Source organism: Streptomyces sp. NBC_00285 (genome assembly GCF_036174265.1).
Lineage (GTDB): Bacteria > Actinomycetota > Actinomycetes > Streptomycetales > Streptomycetaceae > Streptomyces.
This window is the reverse complement of sequence record NZ_CP108055.1, coordinates 5,754,855-5,780,692: the sequence shown is the minus strand read 5'-3', so window position 1 is coordinate 5,780,692 and position 25,838 is coordinate 5,754,855. Positions and strand designations below refer to the sequence as shown.

The window sequence follows — 25,838 nt, the reverse complement described above, 5'->3', positions numbered from 1 at the left end:
ACGCTAACCGCTGATGGGGGCGTCTGACCAGGAGTGTTCCTTCAGGTGGTCGATCAGGGCGGTGAAGGCGGGGGCCGGGAAGGAGAGGGTGGCGCGGGAGGGGGTCTTGGAGTCGCGGACGGCTATTCGGGGGTGGACGTTCGCGATCTCGACGCAGGCATCGCCCTCGCCGCCGCCGGAGTGGCTGGACTTCCGCCAGTTCATTGCAGCTCCTTCGTCAGTCGGTGGATGAAGTCGCGCGACGCGATGGGGTCCAGCGACGCTGACTGCACCCTATGGAAGAGAGCACGAAGCTGTTCCAGCTGCGACGGCGCATCGATGTAGCGCGCGCCGGTGGGGGCGTCCCGGAGTGCCGTGTCCAACTGCGGCACCGGGCCGCCCAGATACAGCATCGAGGCATCAGCGCCGGCGAAGCTTTCGCGTTCGACAGGGATGACACGTACCCTCGCCTGGCCTGCCTCGATCTTGTCCAGGATGAAACGGAGTTGGGCGAGCGACGTCCGGCGGTCGGACACATGCACACGCAGGGCGAACTCATGGACGACTGTCTCGTACGGGACCGGGGTGTCGCGCTCGATGACCGCGCGGCGCTTCATCCGGTACTCGACGCGCTGCGCCACCTCGTTCTCCGGCAACTCGGGACGCACGTAGGTGAGCACCGCGTGGGTGTAGTCCGAGGTCTGGAGGAGCCCGGGGACATAGGTGATCACTGTCTCGCGCAGAAACCTCGCATGATGCTCCGCTTCTGCCACGTCAAGGGTCGTCTGGGGCAGCACTCCCCGGTAGTCCTCCCACCAGCCACGCGTACGGTCGGTCGCCATGGCCACGAGGCCGTCGATCAACATCCTGTCCGCGCAGGCGTAATGCGCCGCGAGACGCCGCACCCGCTCCTCGCTTGCACCGGAGAGGCCCAGTTCCACCTGACTTATCTGAGCGGAGGTCGAATTCAGAAGCCCGGCCACCTCGCGCGCCTTCAGTCCGGCAGCCTCCCGCAGTCGACGCAACTCGGTGCCCAACCGCACTTGCCTCGCGGTGGGGTGACTCCTCGGCGCCATGCACCCTCCTCAACAGCCCTGCCGTAATGCCTCGTTCGAGCGCCAGGCTACGCCAATCCCTTGCATGAGGAGTAATTACTCCTCTACTGTCGGTGACGCGACGCACACGCTGCGGAACCCCGGGGTACCGGAAGCGCACCTCGCCGTCCTGCCATGACGGCGCGACACTGCCACCGCCCGCCGACCGCAACCCCCCATCACCTGAACGGAGTTGCCGTATGCCCGAACCCTGGGAGTACGTGCTCAACATCCCCAACGACCCCCGAGCCGTCACCGTCAGCCGCCGGACCCTGCGCCTCATCCTGACGATGCACGGCCTGATCACCCTGGTCGACACCGCGGAACTGCTCGCCACCGAACTGGTCTCCAACGCCGTACTGCACACCAAGGGGCCCGCAGCCCTACGGGTGCGCTGGTCACCGCCCGGAACGCTCCGCCTCGGCGCGTGGGACGCGGACCCCGAGCCGCCCGAGCCACCGGGTCCCCTGACCCACCTCACCGACGCCGAGAACGGCCGCGGCCTCGCTCTGGTCCGCGCCTGCGCCGACGTGTGGGGCTGGCAGCCGCTGTCCAGAAACGGCAACCGAGGCAAGTACGTCTGGTGCGAACTGGCCGTGGCGTGAGTAGGCCGCGACGAACGCGGTTCGTAAGCCGCGACCAGTGGCGGAAGCATCCGGGTACGGTGAAAGCGACACTGCGAAAGGGAGCCGACGCCATGACTACCCGACCGACAGAGTCCGGCCAGCCCCACCTCCCCCCCATGCGCACCATCGGGGAGCTTCGTGCAGCCCTGACCATGGGCTACGGCTTCCCCGGCGACGCCGACGATTTCGAGGCCGAGCTGGCCCGTGAGATCAACCATGCCGATCCGGCCGACCTTTCCGGAGTCGTCCGCCTGGTCGAGGAGTTCCGCGGCCGGGTCGCAGCGCGCCAGGATCCCGACTTCGATTCGGCCGTCGCCGCCGCTGTCGCCGAAATCCGCACTGCTCGGGGCAACGGTCGGTGAGCGACGATCAGCAACCGGTCGTCGCCGAGATCACCCGTGAGGCCCACGCCCGCTGCCTCGCCATCGGTCGCGGAACACTCGAAGCCGTCGAGACCCTGCGAGCCGAACTGGAGAAGAACCCGGCACTCGGTCGGCGAGCACAAAGTGCCGTCGGCGCCATGAAGATCTATACGACACGTCTCGAAAACACGGACGTACGCCCCGCACTCACGGTCACCTACGTCTACGACGCACCTCCTCCCGAGCCCGGCCTGATCCGCATCGCGCTCGTGTCACCCGTACGTTTCTCCGGTGGCGGCACCGAATTCTGACTCGACGGTGACAGCCGTCCCCGTCAGCCCGGCGTCACCAACCGCGCCTCGTACGCGAACACCGCCGCCTGGGTCCGGTCCCTGAGGCCCAGTTTCACCAGGACCCGGCTGACGTGGGTCTTGATCGTCGACTCCGCGACCATCAGGCGCTCGGCCATCTCGAAGTTCGACAGGCCCTGGGCGATGTGGATCAGTACTTCCGTCTCGCGGTAGGTCAGGTCGCCGTAGGCCGTGTGCGCCGAGGGTATGAGGCGGGGGGACTCGGAGAGCTTGGCGAACTCCGTGATCAGGCGCCGGGTGACGGAGGGCGCGAGGAGCGCCTCGCCGGAGGCCACCACCTTTACTCCGTCAGCGAGTTGGTGGGCCGAGGCATCTTTGAGGAGGAAGCCCGAGGCTCCCGCGCGCAGTGCCTGGTAGACGTACTCGTCGAGGTCGAAGGTCGTCAGGACCAGGACCTTCGCCGTGCCGTCCGCCGCGACGATCTCCCTCGTCGCCTCGATGCCGTTCAGCTCGGGCATGCGGATGTCCATCAGGACCACGTCCGGGGCGAGTTCACGGACCCGGTCGACCGCCTCCCGGCCGTTGACGGCCTCACCGACCACCTCGATGCCCGGCATCGCGTTCAGCAGCACCGAGAAGCCCTCGCGGACCATCATCTGGTCGTCCGCGACCAGGACCCGGATGGTCATGCCTCAGCCCCGTCCTCGAACTGCACCGGCAGCGGCACCGGCAGGAACACCGTCACCTCGTACCCTCCCTCGTCCGTGGGGCCCGCCGTCATCTCGCCGTTCAGCATGGAGACCCGCTCCCGCATGCCGGTGATGCCGTGCCCCGCTCCGGGCGAGGACTTCACCAGCGACGGCAAGGGCAGCGGGCCGTTGACCATGCGCAGACCCAGGCCGCCGAGGACATACGACACCTCGACCCGAGCACTCGCGCCGGGTGCGTGACGCAGGGTGTTGCTGAGCGCCTCCTGCACGATCCGGTACGCCGACAGCTCGACACCCTGCGGCAGTTCATGCACGGCTCCGGTCAGCACCTTGTCGACGCTCAGACCCGCGTCCCGCACGTTGGCGAGCAGCGCGTCCAGATCGGCCAGGGTGGGCTGCGGGGCGTCCGGGGCCTCGTAGTCCTCGGCGCGGACCACGCCCAGGACCCGGCGCAGCTCGGTCAGGGCCGCCACCGCGTTCTCCCGGATGGTGGCGAACGCCTTCTCCAGCTCCGGCGGCGGGTTCTCCACCCGGTAGGGCGCGGCCTCCGCCTGGATGGCGACGACCGACATGTGGTGGGCCACCACGTCGTGCAGCTCGCGGGCGATGGTCGTGCGCTCCTCCAGCAGCGTGCGGCGGGAGCGCTCGTGGGCGGTCACCGTCTGTTGGGCGGTCACCGTCTGCTGGGCGTCCCGGCGTATGTGCCAGACGCTCACGGCGAGCAGAGCCAGGGCGGAGACGAACAGCAGCTGCACCGTGTCGGTGCTGTTGTAGTGCCCACCGCTGAAGGCTCCCTCCCACAGCAGGCCGTAGATTCCGGTCAGCAGCCACATCCACGCCGCTGTGCGCGGCCTGGTGCGTATGGCCACCAGCGTGAGCACCATGAGGTGGCAGGCGAAGCTGCCGTCCAGCCAGGGCCACTCGTCCCAGGCGGTGGATGCCACCGCGTAGGTGATCGCGGTCGCGGCCATCGAGACCCAGAAGGCCAGGACCGGCCGCACCATGGTCAGCAGGACCGGGGCCAGGGCGAGCACGCCGACGAGGAGGTCGGTGGCCGTGCCGTTGTTGTTGTTGCTGTTGGACGAGCCGATGAGCATCGCGACCAGGCCGGCCGCGGTGATCAGCACGTGCGGTGTCCAGGCCGCGTACCCCCGCACTCGGCCGGGCAGCCCACCGGAGAGCCCCCTGCCGACGCGCATCGGGGGCAGCGGGCGATAGGCGAAGGCATCGCTGATCAAGTCGTGCCGCAGGCCACGCAGGGCGTCCACGGCGGCCTTGAACTCCGGGCTGCGGGGCTGGTACGTGTCGAACTCGCCGCTGCCGCCGTGCGGAAGTGTCATGTGTGTCTCGGTCGTCTCGGTCACATTCGAAACGGTAGGTGTGAGCCGGGGCTCCCGTCGTCCCCAGTGAGACGGGTCCTCGGGCATCCCTCTCAGGTACTACGGGGTCCCCCGGGGGGACGGGAGTCAGTACCGCGACGGCCGCACCAGCCCCGACTCGTACGCGAACACCGCCGCCTGGGTCCGGTCCCTGAGGCCCAGCTTCACCAGGATGCGGCCCACGTGCGTCTTCACCGTCTGCTCGGCGACCACGAGTCGTCCGGCGATCTCCGCGTTCGACAGTCCCTGCGCGATCAGGGCGAGGACCTCCGTCTCGCGCTCGGTGAGCTCCCCCACCCGGCTCTTGAGCGGGGCCCGGGGCCGGTCGTCGAGGCGCGAGAACTCGGCGATCAGACGGCGGGTGATACCGGGCGCGAGCAGCGCGTCCCCGGCCGCCACCACCCGCACCGCCTCGGCGAGCTGCTCCGCGGAGGCGTCCTTCAGCAGGAACCCGGACGCCCCGGCCCGCAACGCCTCGTAGACGTACTCGTCGAGGTCGAAGGTGGTCAGCACGAGGACCTTGATCTCCGGGCGCTCGCCCGTGATGCGGCGGGTGGCCTCGATGCCGCCCAGCTCGGGCATGCGGATGTCCATCAGGACCACGTCCGGGACGAGTTCGTCGACCTTGGCGATGGCGTCCAGGCCGTCGACCGCCTGTCCGACCACGTCGATGCCGGGCTGCGCGCCCAGCAGCACGCTGAAGCCCTGCCGGACCATCTGCTGGTCGTCGGCGATCAGTACACGGATGGGGCTGCTCGTCATACGGTGCCGTCCTTCGAGTCACTGGCCTGGTCGGGGCCGCCCGGGGGCGACGTCGGAAGATACGCGGCCACCTCGTAGCCGCCGTCGGGCCGGGGGCCGGCACGCAGAGTCCCGCCGAGCATCGCAGCCCGCTCCCGCATGCCGAGCAGGCCGTGCCCCGCGCCCGGCGAGACCGCCACGCTGCGCAGGGGGCGGGAGTTGGCGATCCGCACGTCCACCCCGTGCAGATAGTGGACGAGCCTGACCGAGGCGGTCGCGCCGGGCGCGTGACGCAGGACGTTGCTCAGTGCCTCCTGCACGATCCGGTACGCCGACAGTTCCACACCGGACGGCAACGGCCGCCGTGTGCCCAGTACGTCGACCTGGACGCTCAGTCCGGCCGCCCGAGTGTTCTCCACCAGCGCGTCGAGCCGGTCGAGGGTGGGCTGCGGGGTGTGCGGGGCGGTTCCGGTGCCCGGGGTGTCGACGAGGTCCGGGGCGTCGGGGTTCTCGGAGCGCAGCACTCCCAGCACCCGGCGCAGCTCGGTCAGTGCCTCCAGCGCGTTCTCCCTGATGCCGGCGAGGTTCTCCTGGAGCTCCTCGGACGGGTTCTCCACGAGGTGCGGGGCGACCTGCGCCTGGATCGAGATGACGGACATGTGGTGGGCGACGACGTCGTGCAGTTCGCGCGCGATACGGCTGCGCTCCTCCAGGAGGGTGCGACGGGCCCGCTCCTCCGCGGTGAGCGTGGTCTGCCGGCCGAGTTCCGCGCGGGCCTCGCGGCGGCCTCGCAGGGCTGTGCCGAGGACCACGACGATCGTGCACAGGAGGGCCGTGAGCAGCCCGGTGGGCGCGTAGTCGGCAGCGCCCACCAGTCCCTGGATGACGTAGGTCAGAAGAAGGTTCACGGCCAGTGCCTCGACCGACACCCGGGTAGGGACCCTCAGGGCGAGCAGCAGCAGGACCGCCAGGTGCCCGATGATCCCCGCCGTCGTCCACGGCCAGGGGACGTCGTGGGCACCGCCGGCGAGCAGGTGGCGGCGCACCTCGAAGGCGCCCACCACCATGGCCGCCGTCGACAGCCACCACGCCGGGACGGGCCGCCAGAGCGCGAACACCACGGCGGCACCCTGCGCGAGACCGATGACGAAGGCGAGCTGGGTGCCCACCCCGCCGTCGTCCACGAGCTGGGCCACCGCGCCCAGAGTGACTCCGAAGGCGACCAAGCACAGCACACCGTGCGGCAGCCAGCGCACCCACACGGAAGGGGGCATCGGGTCGGCCTCGAAACTCCAGAGGTCCTCGCGAAACACCCGCAGTCGACGCAGCACGCGGCTCACGACCGCCCGCTGGATCCCCGTCTCCGTCACGCCGCCCACCCTAGGCACGATGCGTCTCCTTCACCGGGGCCGGATCCGCACGACGATGCACCCGGATCACCCGTGACGCCCGGCCCACGACCCTGCGGGGCCCCTGCTCGAAGGACCGGAAGGCCGCCCAGCAGACCGTCAGGACGAGAGCGAACACCGGGAGCCAGGCCAGCCGGGCCGCCACCCAGCCCAGGCCGTCGGGCACGGTGTGCAGACCGGGAAGACGGCCCACGGCGAGGCCGGTGGCCGTGGTGGCCATCAACGCGGTCTGGTGCCACAGGAAGACCGTCATCGCGGAGAGGTTGACCAGCGCCACCGCCGCCCAGGCCAGAGGGCGTCGCATGCCGCGGCGCAGCCGGTCGCGCAGCAGCAGGGCGAGGCCGCACTGAGCCAGGCCGAAGGTGACCGCGGCCAGCGTCGGCGGGTTCAGGTTGGAGACCTGGACGCCCGGCACCCCGACCATCGACGCCGGATACCCCGCCCACACGACGAGCACCGCGGTCACCGCCGCACCGCCCCCGAGCAGCAGCCACCCCGCGCGCCGCCCCTCCAGCTCGCCCCGCGTCCAGGCGGCGCCCAGGGTGTACGGCACCATCCAGCCGGCCGCCAGGTTCACCCAGCCGAGCCAGTCCGGGCCGCCGAGCCCGAAGCGCACGATGTCCACGTGCAGGACGACGGCCAGCGGCCACAGCGGGTGGAGCCGTCGCAGCAGCGGGGTCGCCGCCGTCAGCACGCCGAAGACCAGTAGGAACCACATCGGGGACAGGGCGAGCTTGACCAGCGTGCGGACCGTGCCGAACGGGACGCCGGTCAGCAGCAGGGCCACCGCGGCCACCGTCCACAGCGCGAGGACGGCGGCGACCGGCTTGAACAGCCGCTCCATGCGCCCCTTCAGCCACTGCCCGTAGGTTGTCCCACGCGCGAGTGCCGAGGTGTAGCCGCGTGTCGCCACATGACCGCCCACCAGGAAGAACACGGCCAGCGTCTGGAAGGCCCAGGAGATCGGGGCCAGCCAGGGCATGTGCTGCAACGGGCTCGCGGTGTGCAGGTCGCCGCCGTCGGCGACCAGGGCCGTCACCAGCCAGTGGCCGAGGACCACGCCGAGGATCGCGAGGGCGCGCAGGGCGTCCACGGCGCGGTCCCGCCCTTTCGGTGTCGCCGTGTCGATCCGGGCGGCGGCCCGGCGTATGCCGTCCGCGTTCTGGCGTATGCCGTCCGCGCACTGGCGTATGGCGTCGCGTACGCCGCCCCGGGAATGGTGGGTCCGGATCTCAGGCACGGGTCATCTCCGCGGTGTCTCCGAGGACGATCCGGGCGAGGTTGGTCAGGGAGACCGAGCCCGGGGTGAAGTAGTCGCTGTGACCGCCCTTTCCGGCGGCGAAGACGCGCGCGCCGAAGGCCGGGGAGATGGGGTCGGTGCCGAAGCCGACGGTGACGCCGAAGACGTCGGTCCTGACGTGGGGGACCTCGGCCACCCAGTCGTCCTTGCCTCTGGCAGCCCAGACCCGGGCCGGGGTGTGCAGCCCTGTCGCGGTGTCCGCGCCGGTGCCGGGGCTGCCGACCAGGACCAGGTCGTCGATGTCCAGGCGGGTGGCGGCTCGGGCGCAGACGACGGTGCCGTAGGAGTGGCAGAGGAGGGAGACGGTCGCCCCGGGGCCGGTGACGCCGTGCAGTCCGCGTATGAACTCCCGCAGCCGGGGGGCTGCTTCGTCGGCCCGGTCCGTGGTGAGGACCGTGGTGCTGATCGTGTCCGGGGTGCTGTAGCCGAGCCAGGCGACCACCGCGGTGCGGGTGCCCGGCGGGGCCGTCCTCGCAAGTTGCCGGTGGAGGGCGTCCGCGGCCGCCCGGAAGCGGGGGTAGGTGTCCAGGGACGTGTCGGAGCCGGGGACCAGGACGGCCACGTGGTCGGCGTCGGCGAGGTCGCCGAAGACCTCGGTCGCCTGGCCGGGGCCCCGGCCGTCGAAGGTGAGGAGGTGCCGGGCGGGCTCGGCCATCTCCCGGTCCGCCTCGGCACGGTGGGCGTCACCGTGGGCCGCGGCCATGTCGGCGGCCACGGCGGCGTTGGCGCGGTTGGCGGCGTAGACGCCGGTGAGAGTCGAGGCGGTGAGCGCCGGGAGGGCGGCAGGCTTCGGGGCGGGGATTTGCGAGTCGGCCGCGGCGGAGAGAGGAGCCACCACCGCGGTGACGACGAGGCTCGCGAGGAAGGCTCGACGCCATCTGTGGGTGCGTCGGCGTGGGCGCTCCCCGTGCTGCTCCCTCGCTTGTTCCCGCGCGTCCCCGTGTGCCTCGTGTGCCGCCTCGCGCCGCGCCTCGTGTGCCGCCTCGCGCCGCGCCTCGTGTGCCGCCTCACGCCGTGCCCCGTGCAGCGCCTCGCGCCGGCCCCTCCGGATGCTCTCCACGTCGTCGCCCCTCCCCCGTCAGCCCGGCCATCGGGCTTGTCTGGAAAGGAAGTTACGGAGCGACGCCCGTCGTCCGCGTCACGCCGGGGAGCTCTTCTGAGCCGTAGCTCTCAGGTACTACGGGTATCACCGGGAGGGGCTGGAACGAGCATCGCGGGAAGCCTCGGACCACACGTCGCGACGAGCGCGGGAACGAACTCCACAGCACTCACCACACTCACCGCACCCGCAACACCCACCGCGCCCACCGCGCCCACCGCCCCACCCCTGCTCACCACGCCAGCTGCGCGATCTCCTCCGCCACCACCGCGCACGCGTCCGCCGCCGGGTCGATCAGGGGGAAGTGACCGACGTCCTCCAGCAGCGTCAGGCCCACCACCTCGCCGGCCTTGGCCGCCGCGTCCGCGTACGCCTCGGCGACCGCCTGCGGCACGACCGTGTCCGCGCGGCCCTGGACGAGGGTGGTCGCGATCCCGGTGGGAAGCAGGAGCGCGGGGTCGGCGTACGGCAACCGTGCCGCGAACCCCTCCTCCCCGCCGAGGAGTTGGCGGCACGCCCCGCCGCACACGTCCAGCTTCTCGGCGACCGTGAAGTCGGCGATCGGGGCGAGGGCGACGACACCGCGCAGGGGCGCCGGACGGGCGATGTGCCAGGCTGCGTCGGTGGGCAGGAGGTGCCGCGCCGAGGCCCACAGCGCCAGGTGGCCGCCCGCGGAGTGGCCGGTGACCACCATGCGGCGCGGGTCCGCCTGCGGAAGGTGCTCCCGTACGAACCCGGGCAGCGCATCCATCGCCGCGGCGACGTCGTCGAAGGTCTCCGGCCAGCGACCGGCGACCGGCCCGACGCCGCCCCCGGCAGCCGAACCGCCGTCACCCGCACGAACTCCGTCAACCGCCGTGCTCTGCCCAGGAATCGGGATCACCACCCCGCCCCGCCGGTACTCCACATTGGCCACCGCGAACCCCCGCCGGGCCAGGAAGTCCGCGAACGGCGTCACATGACGGCGGTCGTACGGTGCCCGCCACGCACCGCCGTGCAGGACGACGACCAGGGGCGCGAGGACGCCGCCCGGCGCACGATCCTCGCGCGGGGCGTAGAAGTCGATCACCTGATCGGGGTCGTCGCCGTACGCGACGGTGACGTCGGGGTCGACCACCGGGTGCGAGAAGGCCGACTCCTCCTCGGCCGCGGCGCGGGCTTCTGCGGCGGCACGGGCTGCGGCGTCGTCCGACATGCTCCAACCTCTCAGCGATCAAACGGATTTGACGGACCGGCAAACCGTCCAGGAAGAGAATTCGGCCGTTGGCCGGGACGGTATCAGCCCGATGACGTGCGCGGACACGGGGATGTCACGCTCGGTGAGGGTTAAACGGTTCTGCTGTTTCGTTACGCTGGCGGGGTGTCCGCACCCGCGGATCCGGAGCGTACCGAGGAGGCCGATATGTCCGCCGAACCCGGCACCGTCCGTCCCGGAGGGCGTACCGCGCGTGTCCGTGCCGCCGTGCTGCACGCGGCCGGAGACGTGCTCGCCGAACAGGGTTTTGACCGCCTCGATCTCGCGGAGGTCGCCCGCCGCGCGGAGGTCGGGAAGACGACCGTGTACCGGCGGTGGGGGACGGTCACCGCGCTGGTGGCCGACCTGCTCGCCGACATGGCCGAGCAGTCGCTGCCCCGCACCCGCACCGGATCGGTCCGGGACGACCTGCGGGCCAACGCCGCCCTCGTCCAGCGGACGCTCGCCGACCCCCGGCAGGGCGCGCTGTTCCGCGCGGTCATCGCCGCGGCGGCCTGCGACACGCGTACGGCCGAGGCGCTGCGGCACTTCTACGACGTACGGATCGCCGAGTGGGCCCCGTGCGTGACGGAGGGCGTCGCGCGCGGGGAGCTTCCGCCCGGCACGGACCCGGCGACGGTCGTACGGGCGGTCTCGGCCCCCCTCTACTACGGCTTCCTCACCGCCGGAACCACCCCGGACCCCGCCGCCGCCGACCGCGCGGCGGACGCGGCGCTCGCCGCGGCGGAGGCCGGGGTGTACGTCACCCCGGCCTGACGCCACGACCGGCCGGTCAGCCGCGCCCGCCCGCAGCGAGAATCTCCCCCAGCACCCCCGCCGCCCGCTCCACGTCCGCGAAGCCGACGTACAGCGGCGTGAAACCGAACCGCAGCACGTCCGGATGCCGGAAGTCGCCCACCACACCCCGCTCGATGAGCCGCTTCATGACCTCACCGGCGTCCTCGCAGCGCAGCGCGACCTGGCTGCCCCGCTCCCCGTGCGCCAGAGGAGTCACGCACTCGACGCGCCCCTCACCGACGTACGACGAGACGCACTCCAGGAAGAAGTCCGTCAGGGCGAGGGACTTGGCGCGCACCGCCTCGACCGACACCCCGTCCCAGACCTCCAGCGCCGCCTCCAGGGCGAGCATGGACAGAATGTCCGGGGTGCCGACGCGACCGCGCAGCGCGCCGTCCGCCGGGGCGTAGGACGGGCTCATGCCGAAGGGGTCGGCGTGCGAGGTCCAGCCCGGCAGCGGGGAGTCGAAACGGTCCTGGAGTTCGCGTCGCACATAGAGGTACGCCGGTGAACCCGGGCCGCCGTTCAGGTACTTGTAGGTGCAGCCGACCGCGAGGTCGACGCCGTGCGCGTCGAGCCCGACCGGCAGGGCGCCCGCGCTGTGGCACAGGTCCCAGACCGAGACCGCGCCGGCCGCGTGCACGGCGGCCGTGAGCCCGGGCAGGTCGTGCAGGCGCCCGGTGCGGTAGTCGACGTGGTTGAGCAGGACGGCAGCCGTACGGCCGCTCAGCACACCCGGCACCTCCGCCGGGGTCACGGCACGCAGTGTGCAGCCCGTCATCCGGGCCGCGGACTCGGCGATGTACCCGTCCGTGGGGAAGGTGGTCGCGTCGACGACCACCTCGTCACGACCGGAGTCCGGGCCGCCCGCGAGCCGTACCGCACCCACAACTGCCTTGAAGACATTGACACTTGTCGAGTCGCCGACGACGACCTGTCCGGCCGCCGCACCGACGAGGGGCGCGATCCGGTCGCCGATCCGCTCGGGCGCGGTCCACCAGCCGCTCTCGTCCCAGGACCGGATCCTGAGCGAACCCCACTGACGGCGTACGACGTCCTCGACGCGTCCGGGGACGGCGGCGGGAAGCGCGCCGAGCGAGTTGCCGTCCAGGTAGACGACCTCGTCGAGGACGAACTGCGAGCGCAGGACCGCCAGTTCATCACCGGCGTCCAACTCCTGTGCCCTGGAAGCGAGTTCAGACATGGGAGCGCGCCGTCCACAGCTCGGGGAACACGTTCTTCTGCGCGCGCCTCTCCAGCCAGGCCACTCCGGCGGAACCGCCCGTGCCGGTCTTGGAGCCCATGGCCCTGCGCGTGGCGACGAGATGGTCGTTGCGCCATCGCCACACCAGCTCGCCGACATCGGTCAACGCCTCACCCAGGCGGGCGAGTTCGTCGGTCTCGGGGCCCGAGTAGAGAGCCGTCCACGCGGCCTCCACCTCCTGCGACGGTTCGTACCTCCGCGAGACGTCCCGGTCCAGGACCGAGTCGGGGATCGCGTGCCCGCGCCGCGCGAGCAGCCGCAGCACCTCGTCGTACATGCTCGGCTCGTGCAGCGCCTTCTCCAGCTCGGCGTGCACCCGGGGCGCGCCCCGGTGCGGGACGAGCATGGACGCGGACTTGTCGCCGAGCAGGAACTCCATCCGGCGGTACATCGCCGACTGGAAGCCGGAGCCCTCGCCGAGGGCACTGCGATACGAGTTGAACTGCGCCGGGGTCAGCTGGCCGAGCGGCTTCCAGGAGGCGGTCAGCGCCTCCAGCTCCCGCACGGAACGCTTCAGCGCGGCGACCGCGGTGGGCACGTCGTCGGAGCGCAGCGCACCCGCCGCGGTCTCCCACTCGTGGACGATGACGGTGAACCACAACTCCATCACCTGGGTCGTGACCAGGAAGACCATCTCTCCGGGATCGTCGGAGAGGGTGTGCTGGAGGTGGGTGAGCACGTCCGCCTTGACGTAGTCCTCGTACGGCGTCGTGCCTTGGAAGTCGAGATGCGGGGTCTCGGGCTCCTGCGGTTCCTGAGCCTCATGGGACGACATCGCTGTCTCCTGCATTACTCCGGGTAGCGGTCCGCCCCTGCCGTTGTCGGCAGGACGCCCCGGTCCCCGCGGCAAATCCTCTTCGATGGTCCCGCGAAAACGCAAGGCCCGCCCGGTCACATCGGACGGACCTCACATCACGGCCTCAGGACCGGGGCGGTCAGCCCAGCGTCTGGGCCGCCTCCGGAGAGGAGTCCTTCAGGAACTGCGTGCAGCGCTCGTACTCCGCCTGCTCGCCGATGGCTCCGGCGGCCCGGGCGAGGCCGTGCAGGGCACGCAGGAAGCCGCGGTTCGGCTCGTGCTCCCACGGGACCGGCCCGTGGCCCTTCCAGCCGCTGCGGCGCAGCGAGTCCAGGCCGCGGTGATAGCCCGTGCGGGCATAGGCGTACGACTCCACGACGCTGCCCCGCTCGAACGCCTGGTCGGCCAGCTGGGCCCAGGCCAGCGAGGAGGTCGGGTACTTCGCGGCGACATCCGCGGGCGCGGTGCCGTTCGCCAGGAGCTCACGGGGCTCCGGGTCGTCGGGCAGGTGGGTCGGGGGCGGGCCCCCGAGAAGGTTCTCGTGAATCGACATGGGTCCAGTTTCCCTCGCGGACGGCAGTGTTTGTTCCGCGGGCCGGTGGGGGCCGACTACGACACCCCCCGCCCGCACCCGCTCAGGGGCGCGGGGAACGGCGCGACCAGCCCCCCACGCACCCGCACCCGCCGTCGCACCCGCCGTCGCCCTCGCCCTACGACAACCGCTTCCGCACCGGCGCCCCCTCCAGCGGCGGCGCCATCACCGCCCCGTGCGTCCGGCACTCCGGCCGTCGGCACCCGGGCGGCAGCGGCCGTACGGTCGCGAAGGCCACCGCCGCCCCCACCACCAGCACCCCCGCACACACCGTCATCGCCCGCCCGAAGGCGTCGTCGAAAGCCGAAGCCGACCGGTACGCCTCCTCGCCCATCCCCGTGACCAGCGGCAACGCGGCCACCGCGATCAGTCCCGCCGCCCGTGCCGCCGCGTTGTTGATCCCACTCGCCAGCCCCGCCCGAGAGGCGTCCACCGCCCCCAGCACGGTCGCCGTCAGCGGCGCGACCAGCGTCACCAGGCCCGCCCCGAGGACCAGCAGCGCGGGCACCACGTCGACGGGATACGACGCCCCCGGCCCGACCCGCAGCATCAGCAGCATCCCGGCGGCGCACAGCAGCGGCCCGACGGTGAGCGGGATCCGGGGGCCGATCCGGTCGGCCAGCGCGCCCGAGCGGGCGGAGAACAGCAGCATCAGCACGGTCGTCGGCAGCAGGGCCGTACCCGCCTGCAGCGCCGAGTAGCCGACCACGACCTGGAGCTGGAGCACGGCGAGGAAGAAGAAGCCGCCGAGGGCCGCGTACACGCACAGCGTGACGACGTTGACCGCCGCGAACTGCCGGGACGCGAAGATCGCGGGCGGCATCAACGGATCGGGCCGCCGCTTCTCCACCGCCACGAAGGCCACCCCGGCGGCCACGCCCGCGACCGCCGTGACCGCGACGAGAAGGGAACCGGAACGGGCCTCGATCAGCGCGTACGTCACCAGCGCGAGCGCCAGCGCGCCCAGCACCGCGCCGAGCACGTCGAAACGCCCGTGGTCCGCGCGACCGTCCGCAGACTCCGGCACATGCCGTACGGCGATCGGCACGCACAGCAGCGCCAGCGGGACGTTCAGCAGGAACACCCACCGCCAGCCCGGCCCGTCCACCAGCCAGCCGCCCACGAAGGGCCCGACCGCAGCCCCGACGCCGCCGAACCCGGACCACAGGCCCACGGCACGGCCCCGGTCGTCGGGATGGAAGGAGGACTGGATCAACGCCAGCGACCCCGGCGTCAGCAGGGCGCCGCCCACCCCCTGGAGGGCCCGGGCGGCGATGAGGACACCGGCGTTCGGGGCGAGACCGCACAGCAGGGAGGCCGCCGCGAACCAGACGACCCCGACCACGAACACCTTGCGACGGCCGTACCGGTCCCCGAGGGAACCGCCGAGCAGGATCAGCCCGGCCAGCGTCAGCATGTACGCGTTGACCGTCCACTGCAGCGCGCCGAGGTCCGCGTCCAGGTCACGGCCGATGCGCGGCAGGGCGACGTTGACGACGGTCGAGTCCAGCAGGGCCATGCTGGAGCCGAGGACGGTGGTGAGGAGGATCCACTTGCCTTGCGGTGAGGCGATCCGGACATCGGGCATGCCCCAGATATACAGCGAGCCCGGTGCCGTGGCACCGGGCTCGCCGAAAACGCGGGAACCAGCGGGAACTACTTGATCCGCGTACCCGCCGAGCGCAGGTTCTGCGTGGCCTCCACGACACGGGCGGCCATCGAGGCCTCCCCGAGCTTGCCCCAGGTCCGCGGGTCGTAGGTCTTCTTCGAGCCGACCTCGCCGTCGACCTTCAGGACACCGTCGTAGTTGCGGAACATGTGGTCGGCGACCGGACGCGTGAAGGCGTACTGCGTGTCGGTGTCGATGTTCATCTTGACGACGCCGTTCTCCAGCGCGGTGCGGATCTCCTCCTCCGTGGAGCCGGAGCCGCCGTGGAAGACGAAGTCGAACGGCTGGGAACCGGCCGGCTTGCCGAACTTGGCGGCCACGCCGTCGTTCAGCTCCTTCAGCAGGTCGGGGCGCAGGACGACGTTGCCCGGCTTGTACACACCGTGGACGTTGCCGAAGGAGGCGGCCAGCAGGTAGCGGCCCTTGTCACCGAGACCGAGCGCCTCCGCGGTACGGATCGCGTCGTCGACCGTCGTGTACAGGGAGTCGTTGATCTCGTGCGTGACACCGTCCTCCTCGCCGCCGGTCGGGGTGATCTCGACCTCGAGGATGATCTTCGCGGCGCGGGCGCGCTCCAGGAGCTCCTGGCCGATGGAGAGGTTGTCGGCGAGGGTCTCCGCCGAGCCGTCCCACATGTGGGACTGGAACAGCGGGTTGCCACCGGCCTTCACGCGCTCCTCGGACACGGCGATCAGCGGGCGTACGTACCCGTCGAGCTTGTCCTTGGGGCAGTGGTCGGTGTGCAGGGCGACGGTGACCGGGTACTTCTGGGCGACGATGTGCGCGAACTCGGCGAGGGCCACGGAACCCGTGACCATCTCCTTGCTGTACTGACCGCCCAGGAACTCGGCGCCGCCGGTCGAGATCTGGATGATGCCGTCGCTCTCGGCCTCCGCGAAGCCGCGCAGCGCAGCGTGCAGGGTCTGGGTCGAGGTCACGTTGATGGCCGGGTAGGCGAACCTGCCTGCCTTCGCCCGGTCGAGCATCTCGTTGTAGACCTCGGGGGTTGCGATCGGCATGTGTCCGCTCCTTGGGTGTGCGGGTTGGCGTACGGCGTGCTTACGGCCCTGACCTAGACCTTGTGGGGGGCGACATCATCGTCGGCCCCATCTTTCCAGACTCGGCCGGATGGTCCATCCTGCGGTCAGTCCAGGCCCAGCTCGTCCTTGGAGAACGCGAAGCGGTACGGCACTCCCGCACCCTGCTCGATCTTCTCCGCGGCGCCGGTCGCCCGGTCGACGATCGTCGCGACGGCGACGACCTCGGCGCCGGCCTCGCGCACGGCCGCGACCGCTTCGAGCGGGGAGCCCCCGGTGGTGGAGGTGTCCTCGACGACCACGACCCGGCGGCCCGCGATGTCGGGGCCCTCCACGCGCCGCTGCATGCCGTGTGCCTTGGCGGCCTTGCGGACGACGAAGGCGTCCAGGTGCTTACCCCGCGCGGCGGCCGCGTGCAGCATGGCGCCGGCGACCGGGTCGGCGCCCATGGTCAGCCCGCCCACCGCGTCGAACTCCAGGTCCGCGGTCAGGTCGAGGAGCACCTGCCCGACCAGCGGGGCGGCCGCGCCGTCGAGGGTGACGCGGCGCAGGTCGACGTAGTAGTCGGCCTCCAGGCCCGACGACAGGGTCACCTTGCCGTGCACCACGGCCTTGTCCTTGATCTGCTGCAGCAGCTCGCCGCGTACGTCCGTCATGACGGTCAGCTTAGAGGTGGCGCCAAGTCCACGTGGTGGCGGCTTCCAGCGGCTCCAGCGGGGTGACCAGGCGCGGGAGCGTGTTCAGGCCGTTGGGCGGCCCGGTCTGGGGCTCCACGCAGACGGCGGCCTCCTGCTCGTCGTACACCACGACCCACTCCTCGCGGCTGGCGACCTTCAGCTCCAGCCGGCCGGGCCAGGTGAGCGTGACGTCGACGCCGCCGGGCATGCCGAAGCAGTCGTCCCAGGGGCTGGGCCCGGGGTCGATCCGGTTGCCGGTGGGCAGGTGGTCGTCGCCGCGCTCCTCCTGCCAGGCGGCGGTGAAGTCGAGCCGCACGGGTTCGCCGCCGTCGAGGGTGCGGTTGAACCACGGGTGCCAGCCGATCTGGGCCGGGAACGAGGAGTCGTACGTCTCCACGGACATCGTGAGCGTCAGGGTGTCCTCGGTGAGGGCGACGACCTGGGTGACACGGCCGGGGTAGGGCCAGGGGTCGACGAGGTCGTACGTGAGGACCGCGGAGTCGCTCCCGCTGCGGGCGACGGTCCACGCGCCGTCGCGTGCCGTGCCGTGGATGGCGTGCGGCGGGGAGTTGAGGGGCATCTGACGTACCGTCGCGCCGTCGCGGAAACGGCCGTCCCTGGTACGGCCGCACCAGGGGACCATCGGGAAGCAGCCGAAACGGTCGCCCTGGCGCAGGAGTTGGGTGCCGTCGACCTTCAGGCCGCCGATTCGTCCGCCGTTCTCCGGCTGCACGATGACTTCCGCGGTGCCCGCGGTCAGCGTGATGTGTTCATGGCTCACGGGACGACCCTATGCCGTCACCGTGCGGTCCGGAGGGGCTGGTCGCGCCCGCGCCGGCGGGGGGGTGCCGCTCAACGGCGTTTGCGCAGGGCCCTTCCCACCACGATCGCCGAGGCCAGCACCACTGCGGCCGCCGGGGCCGCCCAGCGCAGAGCCGCTCCTGAGGCCACCGTCTGGGGGGCGGGGACGGGGGCGTAGCGGCCCCTCGGGGGCGCGTGGTCGACCTCTTCCGCGCTGCGGCCGATCATCGTGCGCCGGGCGTGGGCCGCCTCGGCCGGGGGGCCGACCGGCTCGGTGAAGTCCTCGATGAGCGGCACCGGGGGTTCCTCGGGAATCTCCACGACCTCGGGAGTCTCCAGGGGCTCGGGAGTTTCTACGGCCTCCGGTGTCTCCACGGCCTCAGGAGCCTCCGTCTCCCCCGAAGCCCCCGGGGTCTCTTCCTCCCCCTCGGCCAGCGCCTCCGCGAAACGGTTCAGCAGGCGTACGACCGCGGCGCCCACCGCGTCCTGGGGGAGTTCCGTGACGCGGCCGTCCGCCGTCGCCGTGGCGTCGAAGGCCAGGGTCGCGCCGCCGTCGGCGTCCCGCGGGCGGAGGGTGAGAGTGAGTTTGACGGAGCCGGTGCCGCGGGCCTCAGTGGCGTCCGCCTCGACGGCGTAGGAGCCGTCGTCGTGGCCCAGGACGCGGACCGCGCCCCGGTAGGTGACGGAGTGGCTGCCGACCCGCACCTTCAGGCGCCCGGTGCCGGGTTCCGCGCCGGCGTCCTGCTGGAACCCGGGAACCGCCCGGGCGACCCTGACGGGATCTCCCAGGGCCTCCCTCAGCCGCTCGACCGGAACCGGAACGAACACCTCATGCTCCATGGTTGCCGAGCCTACCCAGGGGCGACGGTCGCGCACCCCCGTTGGTGGAAAGTGACCGCGCCCTTCGGTGTCAGTAGCGCGGATGAACCAACGTCGATGCCACCAGGCCGCTGACCCTCGTCGCCTGCGCCGCCCGCCGCGCCGCCCGCAGTGATTCCTCCGTCAGGGTCGTCGGCCGCGGCTCGCGGGGATCGAGGCCGAGTGCCGGGCGCGCCGACTGCGACGCCAGCACGAAGCCCCAGTCGTCCGGGGCGCGGGACGCGCCGGCCGTGCGGTCGGGGCCCGCGGCGAAGCCGGAGTCCCGGCCGCGGACCCGGTAGGGGGTGGTGAGGAAGCCCGCCGCACGCATCGTCGCCTCCACGGTCCAGAAGGCCCGGGGGCGGGAGGAGACCGGCCCCGCGTGCACGACGAGACGCCCGTCGGGGGCCAGGACGCGGCGGACCAGGCCGTAGAACTCCTGCGAGTACAGCTTGGTGCTCGCGGTGATGCCGGGGTCGGGGAGATCGGCGATCACCACGTCGTACGACGGCACGGGCGGCGCCGTCCACAGTCGGCGGAACGCGTCGTCGGTGGTCACATGGACGCGTGCGTCGCCGAGGACATGGCCGTTGAGCCGGGAGAGTGCCGGGTCGCTGCGGGCCAGGTCCACCACCGCGGGGTCGAGCTCGACGATGTCGACCCGCCGTACACCGGGATACCGCAGCACCTCGCGGGCGGCGAGGCCGTCGCCGCCGCCGAGGACGAGCACGCGCGCGTGGGGGCCGTTCATCGCGGGGTGGACCAGTGCCTCGTGGTAGCGGTGTTCGTCGCGGCCGCTGACGCGCAGACGGCCGTCGAGGAAGAGGCCGAGGGGACGGCCGTGGGTGCCGCCGGTGAGGACGACCTCCTGGACGCCGGTCTGGAGGGCCACGCGCACGTCGTTGCCGTAGACCTCCTCCCGCGCGGCCCGTTCGAAGTCGTCGACGAGGACGGCGGCGGTGGCGAGGACGCCGAGCACGGCGAGGTTGGCGCACACCAGCAGCCAACGGGCGCGGCGGGTCAGGTCGCGGCGGAACAGACCGAGGACGAGAGCGGCGCCCGCGGCCACGTTGACCGTGCCGGTGAGCATCGCGCCGGTCAACTGGCCGAACTGCGGCAGCAGCAGGAAGGGAAAGGCCAGGCCGCCGACGAGCGCGCCGACGTAGTCCGCGGCGAACAGGTCGGCCACCGCGCCGCCCGCGTCCTGGCGGCGGATGCGCTGGATCAGCTCCATCAACAGGGGGACCTCGGCGCCGATGAGCAGGCCGATGGCGAGGGAGAAGGCGACCAGGAGCCAGCGCGGGCCGCTGGCCCACAGGCCGCCCCAGTCGCCGGTCCACGCGAAGACGGCGTACAGCGCCATCGCGCTGCATCCGCCGACCAGGGCGAGCAGCGCCTCCAGCACGCCGAACGCGGCCGCCGCCCGCCGGCGCAGCCCCTTGGCGGCGAGTGAGCCGATGCCCATCGCGAAAACCATGACGGACAGCACGACGGAGGCCTGGGTGACGGAGTCGCCGATCAAGTACGAGGCGAGGGCGACCAGTTCGAGTTCGTACACCAGTCCGCAGGCCGCGCAGACGAACACACAGGCGAGGACGAGGAACCGGCCCGTACTGGGGCGGACCGGCAGCCGCGCAGGCCCGGCCCACGACGGCGGAGCGCCGGGAGGGGCGGGGGCGTGCGGCTCGATCACGCTGCGACGTTACGTCACTGAAGAGTCACGATTCGTCACCCACACGTGTGGAACTCCGGGTCAACCACGCCCCGCTGGTTTACCTCAACGAGCCGATGGCGCCCCCGCCGTGACCCGGGCCCCGACCCTCGTCCGGGTCGCCACCAGGTGCCCGTCCTGCGGATACGCGTGCCAGGTCCGCCATTGCACCTGGCCGTCGTACCGCTGGGCCAGCATCGCCGTGAACGCGTGCGGACTGCCGGGGAAGACCCCGGCCAGCCCGTTCGGATGATCACAGACGAGCGCCAGCAACTCCTGTGCCCGCCCGGCGAACTGGCCCGGTGACAGTGCCTCCACGCGCGCGGCGAACTCGTACTCCCAGTCGCCCACCCGCTTGGCCACGCCCAGCGGCAGTGGGGTACTGCTGCCGGCGATGCACGCCACCGTCTCCGAACAGGTGCCCCGCTCCTCCTCCAGGAGTACCTGGTGGGACGCGCCGAGGAGTCTCAACTGAAGCTTGGCCCGGCCGAGTTCGAGGTCGAGCGTGGCGAGGGCGGGCAGCGGCTCGCGCCCCAGGGCCCAGGCGAGGTCGGCCGCGCGCGTGTCGGTGTACGAGGTGTTCAGGGTCGTGAGCATGGATCGGCTCCGCTAGCACGCAAAGAAAGGGTGGTGTGGGGTTCCAGCACGCCCGGGCGACGGTGGGGGGATCTGCCCGGTCAGCCCAGTCGGGAGGTCAGGAGGTGTCCGTAGGACGTCCGAGGGGCTGTGTTGGTGATTTAGAGGGAATCATGAACAGTGACGCCACCACAGCGTTTTTACCCAACTTCGTGGGGTTTCCATCCCTCCGTGGGCTCCCCAGCTCAACTGTTCAACCACGGCGCGCGCCACGGCGGGCGGCGCGTATGCCGGAGCGCGGGAGCACCGGAGTGAAAAAGCGACAAGCGGGGGCGTGGATCCCGACCCAGGTCCGGACTCACGCCCCCGCTTTTCCCCGCCCCCGTCTGCGGATGCGGTTCCCCCTGACGGAGCTCAGCTGCCCCGTGTCAGCTGCCTCCCCCGCATCCGCCCCCACCGCCGCAGGACGACCCGCCACCACAGGACGACCCACCGCCGCAGGAGTGCCCGCCACCACAGGAGTGCGAGTGGCCGCCGTGATGTCCGCCGGAGTCCCCGCTGGAGGTGCTGCACGAGGAGGCGGCCCCGGCCGACCCGGCCACCCACCAACTGTCGCTGCTGCTGCCGCTTCCCCTGCTGCCGTGCCGCTTGCCGAGCATGTTCGCCCTGACGGGCCTGCGGGCCTTACGGCCGGCGGCCGCGAGTCCCGCCACCGTCAGAACGGCGATCACGGCCAGAGCCAGGATGATGCCGATACCCATGGCGCCACCCTCCTTCCAAGTCCCCCGAAGCGACCCCCCGTGGGCGCCTCGCCGGTTGCGTGAGCTGGAGATGCCCTTCCGTCTCACGGGCCAAAGCAGAGTTGAGGAACTCCAGAGCTTGGGCGCAGGATGACCGGCATGACCTCCAGCGCGCGTCCCCTGCTCAACCGCCGTCTCGCCGAGTTCGGGACGACCATCTTCGCCGAGATGTCCGCCCTGGCACTGCGGACCGGTTCGATCAACCTGGGCCAGGGTTTTCCCGACACGGACGGTCCCGAGGAGATCAGGGAGGCGGCCGTGCGGGCGTTGCGTGACGGGCGCGGCAACCAGTACCCGCCGGGTCCGGGCGTCCCGGAGCTGCGCACGGCCGTCGCCGCGCACCAGGAGCGCCGTTACGGCCTGTCCTACGACTCCGACGCCGAGGTCCTCGTCACGGCGGGCGCCACGGAGGCCATCGCCGCCGCGTTGCTGGCCCTGGTCGAGCCCGGCGACGAGGTCGTCGCGTTCGAGCCGTACTACGACTCCTACGCGGCCTGCATCGCGATGGCGGGCGGCACCAGGGTCCCCGTGACCCTGCGCCCGCACGAGGGCTCGTTCCGCCTCGACCTCGACGAGCTGCGCGCCGCCGTCACCGACCGGACCCGGCTCCTCCTGATCAACACCCCGCACAACCCGACCGGCACGGTCCTCACCCGCGAGGAGCTGACCGCGATCGCCGAGCTGGCCGTGGAGCGGGACCTGCTGGTGATCACCGACGAGGTGTACGAGCACCTGGTCTTCGACGACGCCGAACACCTCCCCCTCGCGACCTTCCCGGGGATGCGGGAGCGCACGGTCTCGATCGGTTCCGCCGGCAAGACCTTCTCCTTCACGGGCTGGAAGGTCGGCTGGGTGACGGCGGCACCCGCGCTGGTCTCGGCGGTCCGCTCGGCGAAGCAGTTCCTGACGTACGTGGCGTCGGGGCCCTTCCAGTACGCGGTGGCGGAGGCCCTGGCTCTCCCGGACACGTACTTCGAGGCGTTCCGCGCCGACATGCTGGCCAAGCGGGACCTGCTGGCAAGCGGCCTGACGCAGGCCGGCTTCAAGGTCTTCAGGCCCGCCGGCACGTACTTCATCACCACCGACATCCGCCCCCTCGGCGAGACCGACGGCTTCGCCTTCTGCCGAGCCCTCCCGGAACGAGCCGGCGTCGTCGCCATCCCGAACGCGGTCTTCTACGACCACAAGGACGCCGGCGCCCCCTACGTACGCTTCGCCTTCTGCAAGCGCACGGAGATCCTGACGGACGCGGCGGACCGACTCCGCAAGGCCTTCGCGCGCTGACCGCTGCCCTGAAGGAACCGGTCGTCGCATTCCTCTGTGAGCACGACCGTCCCGAAGGCCGCCGAGGGGGCCTGACCGAAGAGTCAGGCCCCTGGAACCTGGAACACTCAGGTGTCGCAGACGGTGGAGCGATGCCCGACGTGTACGGCCCACACCACCAGCTCGCCGTTGTCGATTGTGTAGATCACGCGGTGGTCGCCCACCCGTAGACGGCGCCGGTCGGGCTGGGAGACGAGAGCCGTGGTGTTGAACCCCAGCGGGTCGCTCTCCAACTCGATCCATCGACTCGACACCGGAGTTCCACGGTCCCGCAGACACCACCGCGTGATGCTCGCTTATGACTTGTTTCTTATGCAATGTGCTGATGTGACCCATGCCAGCACGCAGGCCCGCCCCCACGTCGGCACTCTCGCGCGGCCCGGCACCCACGGCCGCACCACCCCCTGGTACCCCCTCGCGGCGGCGCTCGGCCTCTTCGCCGCCGCCCGGCTCACCGGGCTCGCCGTGCTCGCGGTCACCGCCTGGGCCACCGGCCACGGGCCGCTCACCTTGCTCGGGCGGTCCTGGGACTCACGGTGGTACCTGGGGATCGCCGCACACGGTTACGTCCGTACGGTGCACGTCCGGCCGGGTCTCGTCTTCGACGATCTGGCGTTCTTCCCGCTGTACCCGACTCTGGTCCGGGCCGTGACGGCGACGACCACGCTGAGCGGTGGCGCGGCCGGCCTGCTGGTGTCGTGGACCGCGGCCGCGGTGGCCGCCGCCGGCATCCACGCGGTGGCCCTGCGCCTGCACGGACGGGCCGTGGCCGTCGCCGTGGTCCTCCTCTGGGGCCTGCTGCCGCACTCGGTGGTGCTGTCGCTGGCGTACACGGAACCGGTACTGACCGCCTTCGCCGCCTGGTCGTTGTACGCCGTGCTGAGCGGCCGCTGGGTGTGGGCGGGGACTCTCGCCGCCCTCGCCGGGCTGTCCCGGCCCAACGGCTTCGCGGTCGCGGCGGCGGTCCTCGTCACGGCGGCCCACGAGATCGTGAGGCGGCGCGGAAAAGTTACCCACAGGCTGTGGACGGGCGTGGCGCTCGCCCCGCTCGGCTGGCTCGGGTACGTGCTGTGGGTCGGTCATCGCAAGGGCGACCTGCTGGGCGGCTACTTCGAGGTGCAGCGCCGGTGGGGCTCCCGCTTCGACCTCGGCCGGGGCTCGCTGGGATTCGTCCGGCATCTGGTGCTGCAGAGCGACCGTCTCGTCTTCCCGATGGCGATACTGCTGGTCGCCGCCGCCGTACTCCTGTACGCCCTGCTGATCGCCGACCGTGCTCCGCTCCCCCTGCTGGTCTACAGCGGGGTCCTCCTGCTGGTCGCGCTCGGCGGCTCGGGGTTCTTCGCCTCCAAGCCCCGCTTCCTGCTGCCCGCCTTCCCGCTGCTGCTGCCTCTGGCGCGGGCGCTGGTGCGGACGGCGAGAGCCCGGCCCTGGCACGCGGCCGTGGTGGCCGGTGCCCTGGCCGGGCTCTCGTTCGCCTACGGGGCGTATCTGGTCGTGATCGCCCACACGCCCCTGTAGCGCAGGTCCTGCCGCCTACTCGTCGCCCTCGGGCTGCTCAGGCTGTTCGGCGTCGCTGACGTTCTCCTCGATGCCGAGCGTCTCGACGAGCCACTTGTCGAACTCGATGGCGGCCCGCACCCAGCTGACGGTCGAGGAGACGAAGTGCTCCAGGCTGACGCCGGTGCCGATCAGCATCTGTGCTTCGCCGATCAGGCGGACGGTGCCGTCGTCGTGGGTGTGGCTGTAGACCTTGGGCCACAGGGTGCGCCGGTTCCAGTCGTCGATGGACTCCAGCAGCAGAGGCTTCTCGTCGATCTTGTGGGGCCGGTCGTAGAACGTCCGCACCGAGAAGACCTGCTGGTCACCCTCGCCACGGAACATGAAATACGTACGGAACTGCTCCCACGGCGCCGCGAGGTCTCCCTCGTCGTCGACGACGTACTTCAGCTCCATCTGGTCGAGGAGCTGCTTCACAAGATCCTGATCCGGGACGACGGGGCCCGCCGGTCCTTGCTGCGGCTCGGGCTGGCCCCCGAAGTTCGGAATCGAGGACGGGTCGATGGTCACCGTGAATTTCCCTTCGTACGGATTCCGCCATCCTCCCCCATCCGGGGAGGGGGGTGGCAAGCCCCGGCCGACCCTGTCCTCCCAGGGCTGACATGATCCGGTCAGCCACGGAAACAGGTACCGAGGAAGCGGGGAGCACATGACGGACACCCAGACCGGAACGGCGGCGGAGCAGACCGTGCGGGGCAGGACCAGATGGGGCGTGTTGGCGGCCATCCTGGCCGTGCCGACCCTGGTGGTGGCGGGGCTGATCGCGCTGCTGGTCGCCTGGCTGTTCACGGACGACTCGGTCGACTCGGGCTTCCGGTCCGTCTCATGCGCGAAGGCGCTGTCCTACGGCGGGGCGCAGCTGCCGGACGGGGCGTACGACACCGCCTGCAGCCAGCAGGCCGGCCAGAAACCCCGGTACGAGGTCCTCTTCCGCATGCCGCGCGACGGGGTCCGCGACTGGCTGACGGCCACCTACCCGGACGCGACGGCGCTGCGGGCCGATCAGTGCCGCAGCGGGATCAGCCAGTGCCTGACCCCGGATCCGGCCGCCGCGCAGGGCGCCTCCGTACAGGTGGAGATCACCGACAACGGGAAGAACTGGTCCGATGTGCGGTTCGTGGCGTCCGCACCGTGA

At 71.5% G+C, this 25,838-nt stretch carries 28 protein-coding genes and 1 pseudogene; 7 read left to right on the top strand and 22 right to left on the bottom strand.

The genetic code is table 11. From position 1 onward, the window contains the following. Nucleotides 1-3: 3 nt before the first annotated feature. Complete coding sequence (locus tag OHT57_RS26575) at nucleotides 4-204, bottom strand: DUF397 domain-containing protein (RefSeq protein WP_328749018.1); 201 nt, start codon at nucleotides 202-204, stop codon at nucleotides 4-6. Further along, entirely contained in the window at nucleotides 201-1,055 is an 855-nt protein-coding gene (locus tag OHT57_RS26570; RefSeq protein ID WP_328749017.1) for a helix-turn-helix domain-containing protein, read from the bottom strand. The genes OHT57_RS26575 and OHT57_RS26570 overlap by 4 nt, the downstream gene beginning before the upstream one ends. A gap of 218 nt (nucleotides 1,056-1,273) precedes the next feature. Between OHT57_RS26570 and OHT57_RS26565 the strand changes: the two genes are divergently transcribed. The 3 genes from OHT57_RS26565 to OHT57_RS26555 all read left to right on the top strand — a co-directional run bounded on the left by OHT57_RS26565 (nucleotide 1,274) and on the right by OHT57_RS26555 (nucleotide 2,372). Beyond that, nucleotides 1,274-1,678, top strand: coding sequence for an ATP-binding protein (locus OHT57_RS26565; RefSeq protein ID WP_328749016.1), 405 nt, complete (start codon nucleotides 1,274-1,276; stop codon nucleotides 1,676-1,678). A 137-nt stretch (nucleotides 1,679-1,815) separates the two neighbouring features. Further along, nucleotides 1,816-2,061, top strand: coding sequence for a hypothetical protein (locus OHT57_RS26560; protein WP_328749015.1), 246 nt, complete (start codon nucleotides 1,816-1,818; stop codon nucleotides 2,059-2,061). After that, entirely contained in the window at nucleotides 2,058-2,372 is a 315-nt protein-coding gene (locus OHT57_RS26555) for a hypothetical protein (protein ID WP_328749014.1), read from the top strand. Before OHT57_RS26560 ends, OHT57_RS26555 begins: the two co-directional genes overlap by 4 nt. 23 nt (nucleotides 2,373-2,395) lie before the next feature. Here the strand turns inward: OHT57_RS26555 and OHT57_RS26550 are convergent, their stop codons facing one another. The 7 genes from OHT57_RS26550 to OHT57_RS26520 form a co-directional block, all read right to left on the bottom strand. Next, complete coding sequence (locus tag OHT57_RS26550; RefSeq protein ID WP_328749013.1) at nucleotides 2,396-3,061, bottom strand: response regulator transcription factor; 666 nt, start codon at nucleotides 3,059-3,061, stop codon at nucleotides 2,396-2,398. Beyond that, nucleotides 3,058-4,422 (bottom strand): sensor histidine kinase, encoded by a 1,365-nt coding sequence (locus OHT57_RS26545; protein ID WP_328753335.1) that lies wholly within the window; start codon nucleotides 4,420-4,422, stop codon nucleotides 3,058-3,060. The genes OHT57_RS26550 and OHT57_RS26545 overlap by 4 nt, the downstream gene beginning before the upstream one ends. A gap of 126 nt (nucleotides 4,423-4,548) precedes the next feature. Continuing rightward, nucleotides 4,549-5,223 (bottom strand): response regulator transcription factor, encoded by a 675-nt coding sequence (locus tag OHT57_RS26540; RefSeq protein ID WP_328749012.1) that lies wholly within the window; start codon nucleotides 5,221-5,223, stop codon nucleotides 4,549-4,551. Further along, complete coding sequence (locus tag OHT57_RS26535; protein WP_443053490.1) at nucleotides 5,220-6,572, bottom strand: sensor histidine kinase; 1,353 nt, start codon at nucleotides 6,570-6,572, stop codon at nucleotides 5,220-5,222. Before OHT57_RS26535 ends, OHT57_RS26540 begins: the two co-directional genes overlap by 4 nt. Before the next feature lie 10 nt (nucleotides 6,573-6,582). After that, nucleotides 6,583-7,803 (bottom strand): acyltransferase family protein, encoded by a 1,221-nt coding sequence (locus OHT57_RS26530; protein ID WP_328753334.1) that lies wholly within the window; start codon nucleotides 7,801-7,803, stop codon nucleotides 6,583-6,585. A gap of 40 nt (nucleotides 7,804-7,843) precedes the next feature. After that, nucleotides 7,844-8,971 (bottom strand): alpha/beta hydrolase, encoded by a 1,128-nt coding sequence (locus OHT57_RS26525; protein WP_328749009.1) that lies wholly within the window; start codon nucleotides 8,969-8,971, stop codon nucleotides 7,844-7,846. Nucleotides 8,972-9,242: 271 nt separating this feature from the next. After that, nucleotides 9,243-10,205 (bottom strand): alpha/beta hydrolase, encoded by a 963-nt coding sequence (locus OHT57_RS26520; RefSeq protein ID WP_328749008.1) that lies wholly within the window; start codon nucleotides 10,203-10,205, stop codon nucleotides 9,243-9,245. Between the two features lie 207 nt (nucleotides 10,206-10,412). Here OHT57_RS26520 and OHT57_RS26515 point away from each other — a divergent pair, with 207 nt between their 5' ends. Then, a complete protein-coding gene (locus tag OHT57_RS26515; RefSeq protein WP_328749007.1) occupies nucleotides 10,413-11,021 on the top strand; it encodes a TetR/AcrR family transcriptional regulator in 609 nt (202 codons plus the stop codon). A gap of 16 nt (nucleotides 11,022-11,037) precedes the next feature. Here OHT57_RS26515 and kynU read toward each other — a convergent pair whose 3' ends face one another. The 11 genes from kynU to OHT57_RS26460 all read right to left on the bottom strand — a co-directional run bounded on the left by kynU (nucleotide 11,038) and on the right by OHT57_RS26460 (nucleotide 21,784). Further along, nucleotides 11,038-12,246, bottom strand: a complete 1,209-nt coding sequence (kynU, locus tag OHT57_RS26510) for a kynureninase (protein ID WP_328749006.1) — start codon at nucleotides 12,244-12,246, stop codon at nucleotides 11,038-11,040. Beyond that, nucleotides 12,239-13,081, bottom strand: a complete 843-nt coding sequence (locus OHT57_RS26505; RefSeq protein ID WP_328749005.1) for a tryptophan 2,3-dioxygenase family protein — start codon at nucleotides 13,079-13,081, stop codon at nucleotides 12,239-12,241. Before OHT57_RS26505 ends, kynU begins: the two co-directional genes overlap by 8 nt. A 160-nt stretch (nucleotides 13,082-13,241) precedes the next feature. Next, nucleotides 13,242-13,655 carry a DUF3151 domain-containing protein gene (locus tag OHT57_RS26500; protein WP_328749004.1) on the bottom strand — a complete coding sequence of 138 codons (414 nt, stop codon included), beginning with the start codon at nucleotides 13,653-13,655 and terminating at the stop codon, nucleotides 13,242-13,244. A gap of 157 nt (nucleotides 13,656-13,812) precedes the next feature. Further along, nucleotides 13,813-15,282, bottom strand: a complete 1,470-nt coding sequence (locus OHT57_RS26495) for an MFS transporter (protein WP_328749003.1) — start codon at nucleotides 15,280-15,282, stop codon at nucleotides 13,813-13,815. Between the two features lie 68 nt (nucleotides 15,283-15,350). Next, entirely contained in the window at nucleotides 15,351-16,382 is a 1,032-nt protein-coding gene (gene fbaA / locus OHT57_RS26490) for a class II fructose-bisphosphate aldolase (RefSeq protein ID WP_328749002.1), read from the bottom strand. A gap of 125 nt (nucleotides 16,383-16,507) precedes the next feature. Beyond that, the gene (pyrE, locus tag OHT57_RS26485) at nucleotides 16,508-17,056 is read right to left on the bottom strand and encodes an orotate phosphoribosyltransferase (protein ID WP_328749000.1); all 549 of its coding nucleotides are present in this window, start codon (nucleotides 17,054-17,056) and stop codon (nucleotides 16,508-16,510) included. A 10-nt stretch (nucleotides 17,057-17,066) separates the two neighbouring features. After that, entirely contained in the window at nucleotides 17,067-17,858 is a 792-nt protein-coding gene (locus OHT57_RS26480; protein ID WP_328748998.1) for an aldose epimerase family protein, read from the bottom strand. 71 nt (nucleotides 17,859-17,929) lie between these two features. After that, a complete protein-coding gene (locus OHT57_RS26475; protein ID WP_328748997.1) occupies nucleotides 17,930-18,718 on the bottom strand; it encodes an SRPBCC domain-containing protein in 789 nt (262 codons plus the stop codon). Nucleotides 18,719-18,788: 70 nt separating this feature from the next. Next, complete coding sequence (locus tag OHT57_RS26470; RefSeq protein ID WP_328748996.1) at nucleotides 18,789-20,429, bottom strand: polyamine aminopropyltransferase; 1,641 nt, start codon at nucleotides 20,427-20,429, stop codon at nucleotides 18,789-18,791. An 84-nt stretch (nucleotides 20,430-20,513) separates the two neighbouring features. Continuing rightward, nucleotides 20,514-21,044 (bottom strand): DUF2617 family protein, encoded by a 531-nt coding sequence (locus tag OHT57_RS26465; protein ID WP_328748995.1) that lies wholly within the window; start codon nucleotides 21,042-21,044, stop codon nucleotides 20,514-20,516. A 407-nt stretch (nucleotides 21,045-21,451) separates the two neighbouring features. Further along, complete coding sequence (locus OHT57_RS26460; RefSeq protein WP_328748994.1) at nucleotides 21,452-21,784, bottom strand: hypothetical protein; 333 nt, start codon at nucleotides 21,782-21,784, stop codon at nucleotides 21,452-21,454. 129 nt (nucleotides 21,785-21,913) lie between these two features. On the opposite strand from OHT57_RS26460, the gene OHT57_RS26455 reads away from it, so the two are divergent. Further along, complete coding sequence (locus OHT57_RS26455) at nucleotides 21,914-23,107, top strand: pyridoxal phosphate-dependent aminotransferase (protein WP_328748993.1); 1,194 nt, start codon at nucleotides 21,914-21,916, stop codon at nucleotides 23,105-23,107. A gap of 107 nt (nucleotides 23,108-23,214) precedes the next feature. Here the strand turns inward: OHT57_RS26455 and OHT57_RS26450 are convergent. Next, nucleotides 23,215-23,385, bottom strand: a pseudogene (locus OHT57_RS26450) (type II toxin-antitoxin system RelE family toxin); the annotation flags it as partial. Between the two features lie 88 nt (nucleotides 23,386-23,473). On the opposite strand from OHT57_RS26450, the gene OHT57_RS26445 reads away from it, so the two are divergent. Then, entirely contained in the window at nucleotides 23,474-24,664 is a 1,191-nt protein-coding gene (locus OHT57_RS26445; protein ID WP_443053489.1) for a hypothetical protein, read from the top strand. 15 nt (nucleotides 24,665-24,679) lie between these two features. Here the strand turns inward: OHT57_RS26445 and OHT57_RS26440 are convergent, their stop codons facing one another. Further along, entirely contained in the window at nucleotides 24,680-25,213 is a 534-nt protein-coding gene (locus OHT57_RS26440; RefSeq protein WP_328748992.1) for a YbjN domain-containing protein, read from the bottom strand. Nucleotides 25,214-25,352: 139 nt separating this feature from the next. Here OHT57_RS26440 and OHT57_RS26435 point away from each other — a divergent pair, with 139 nt between their 5' ends. Then, the gene (locus tag OHT57_RS26435; RefSeq protein ID WP_328748991.1) at nucleotides 25,353-25,838 is read left to right on the top strand and encodes a hypothetical protein; all 486 of its coding nucleotides are present in this window, start codon (nucleotides 25,353-25,355) and stop codon (nucleotides 25,836-25,838) included.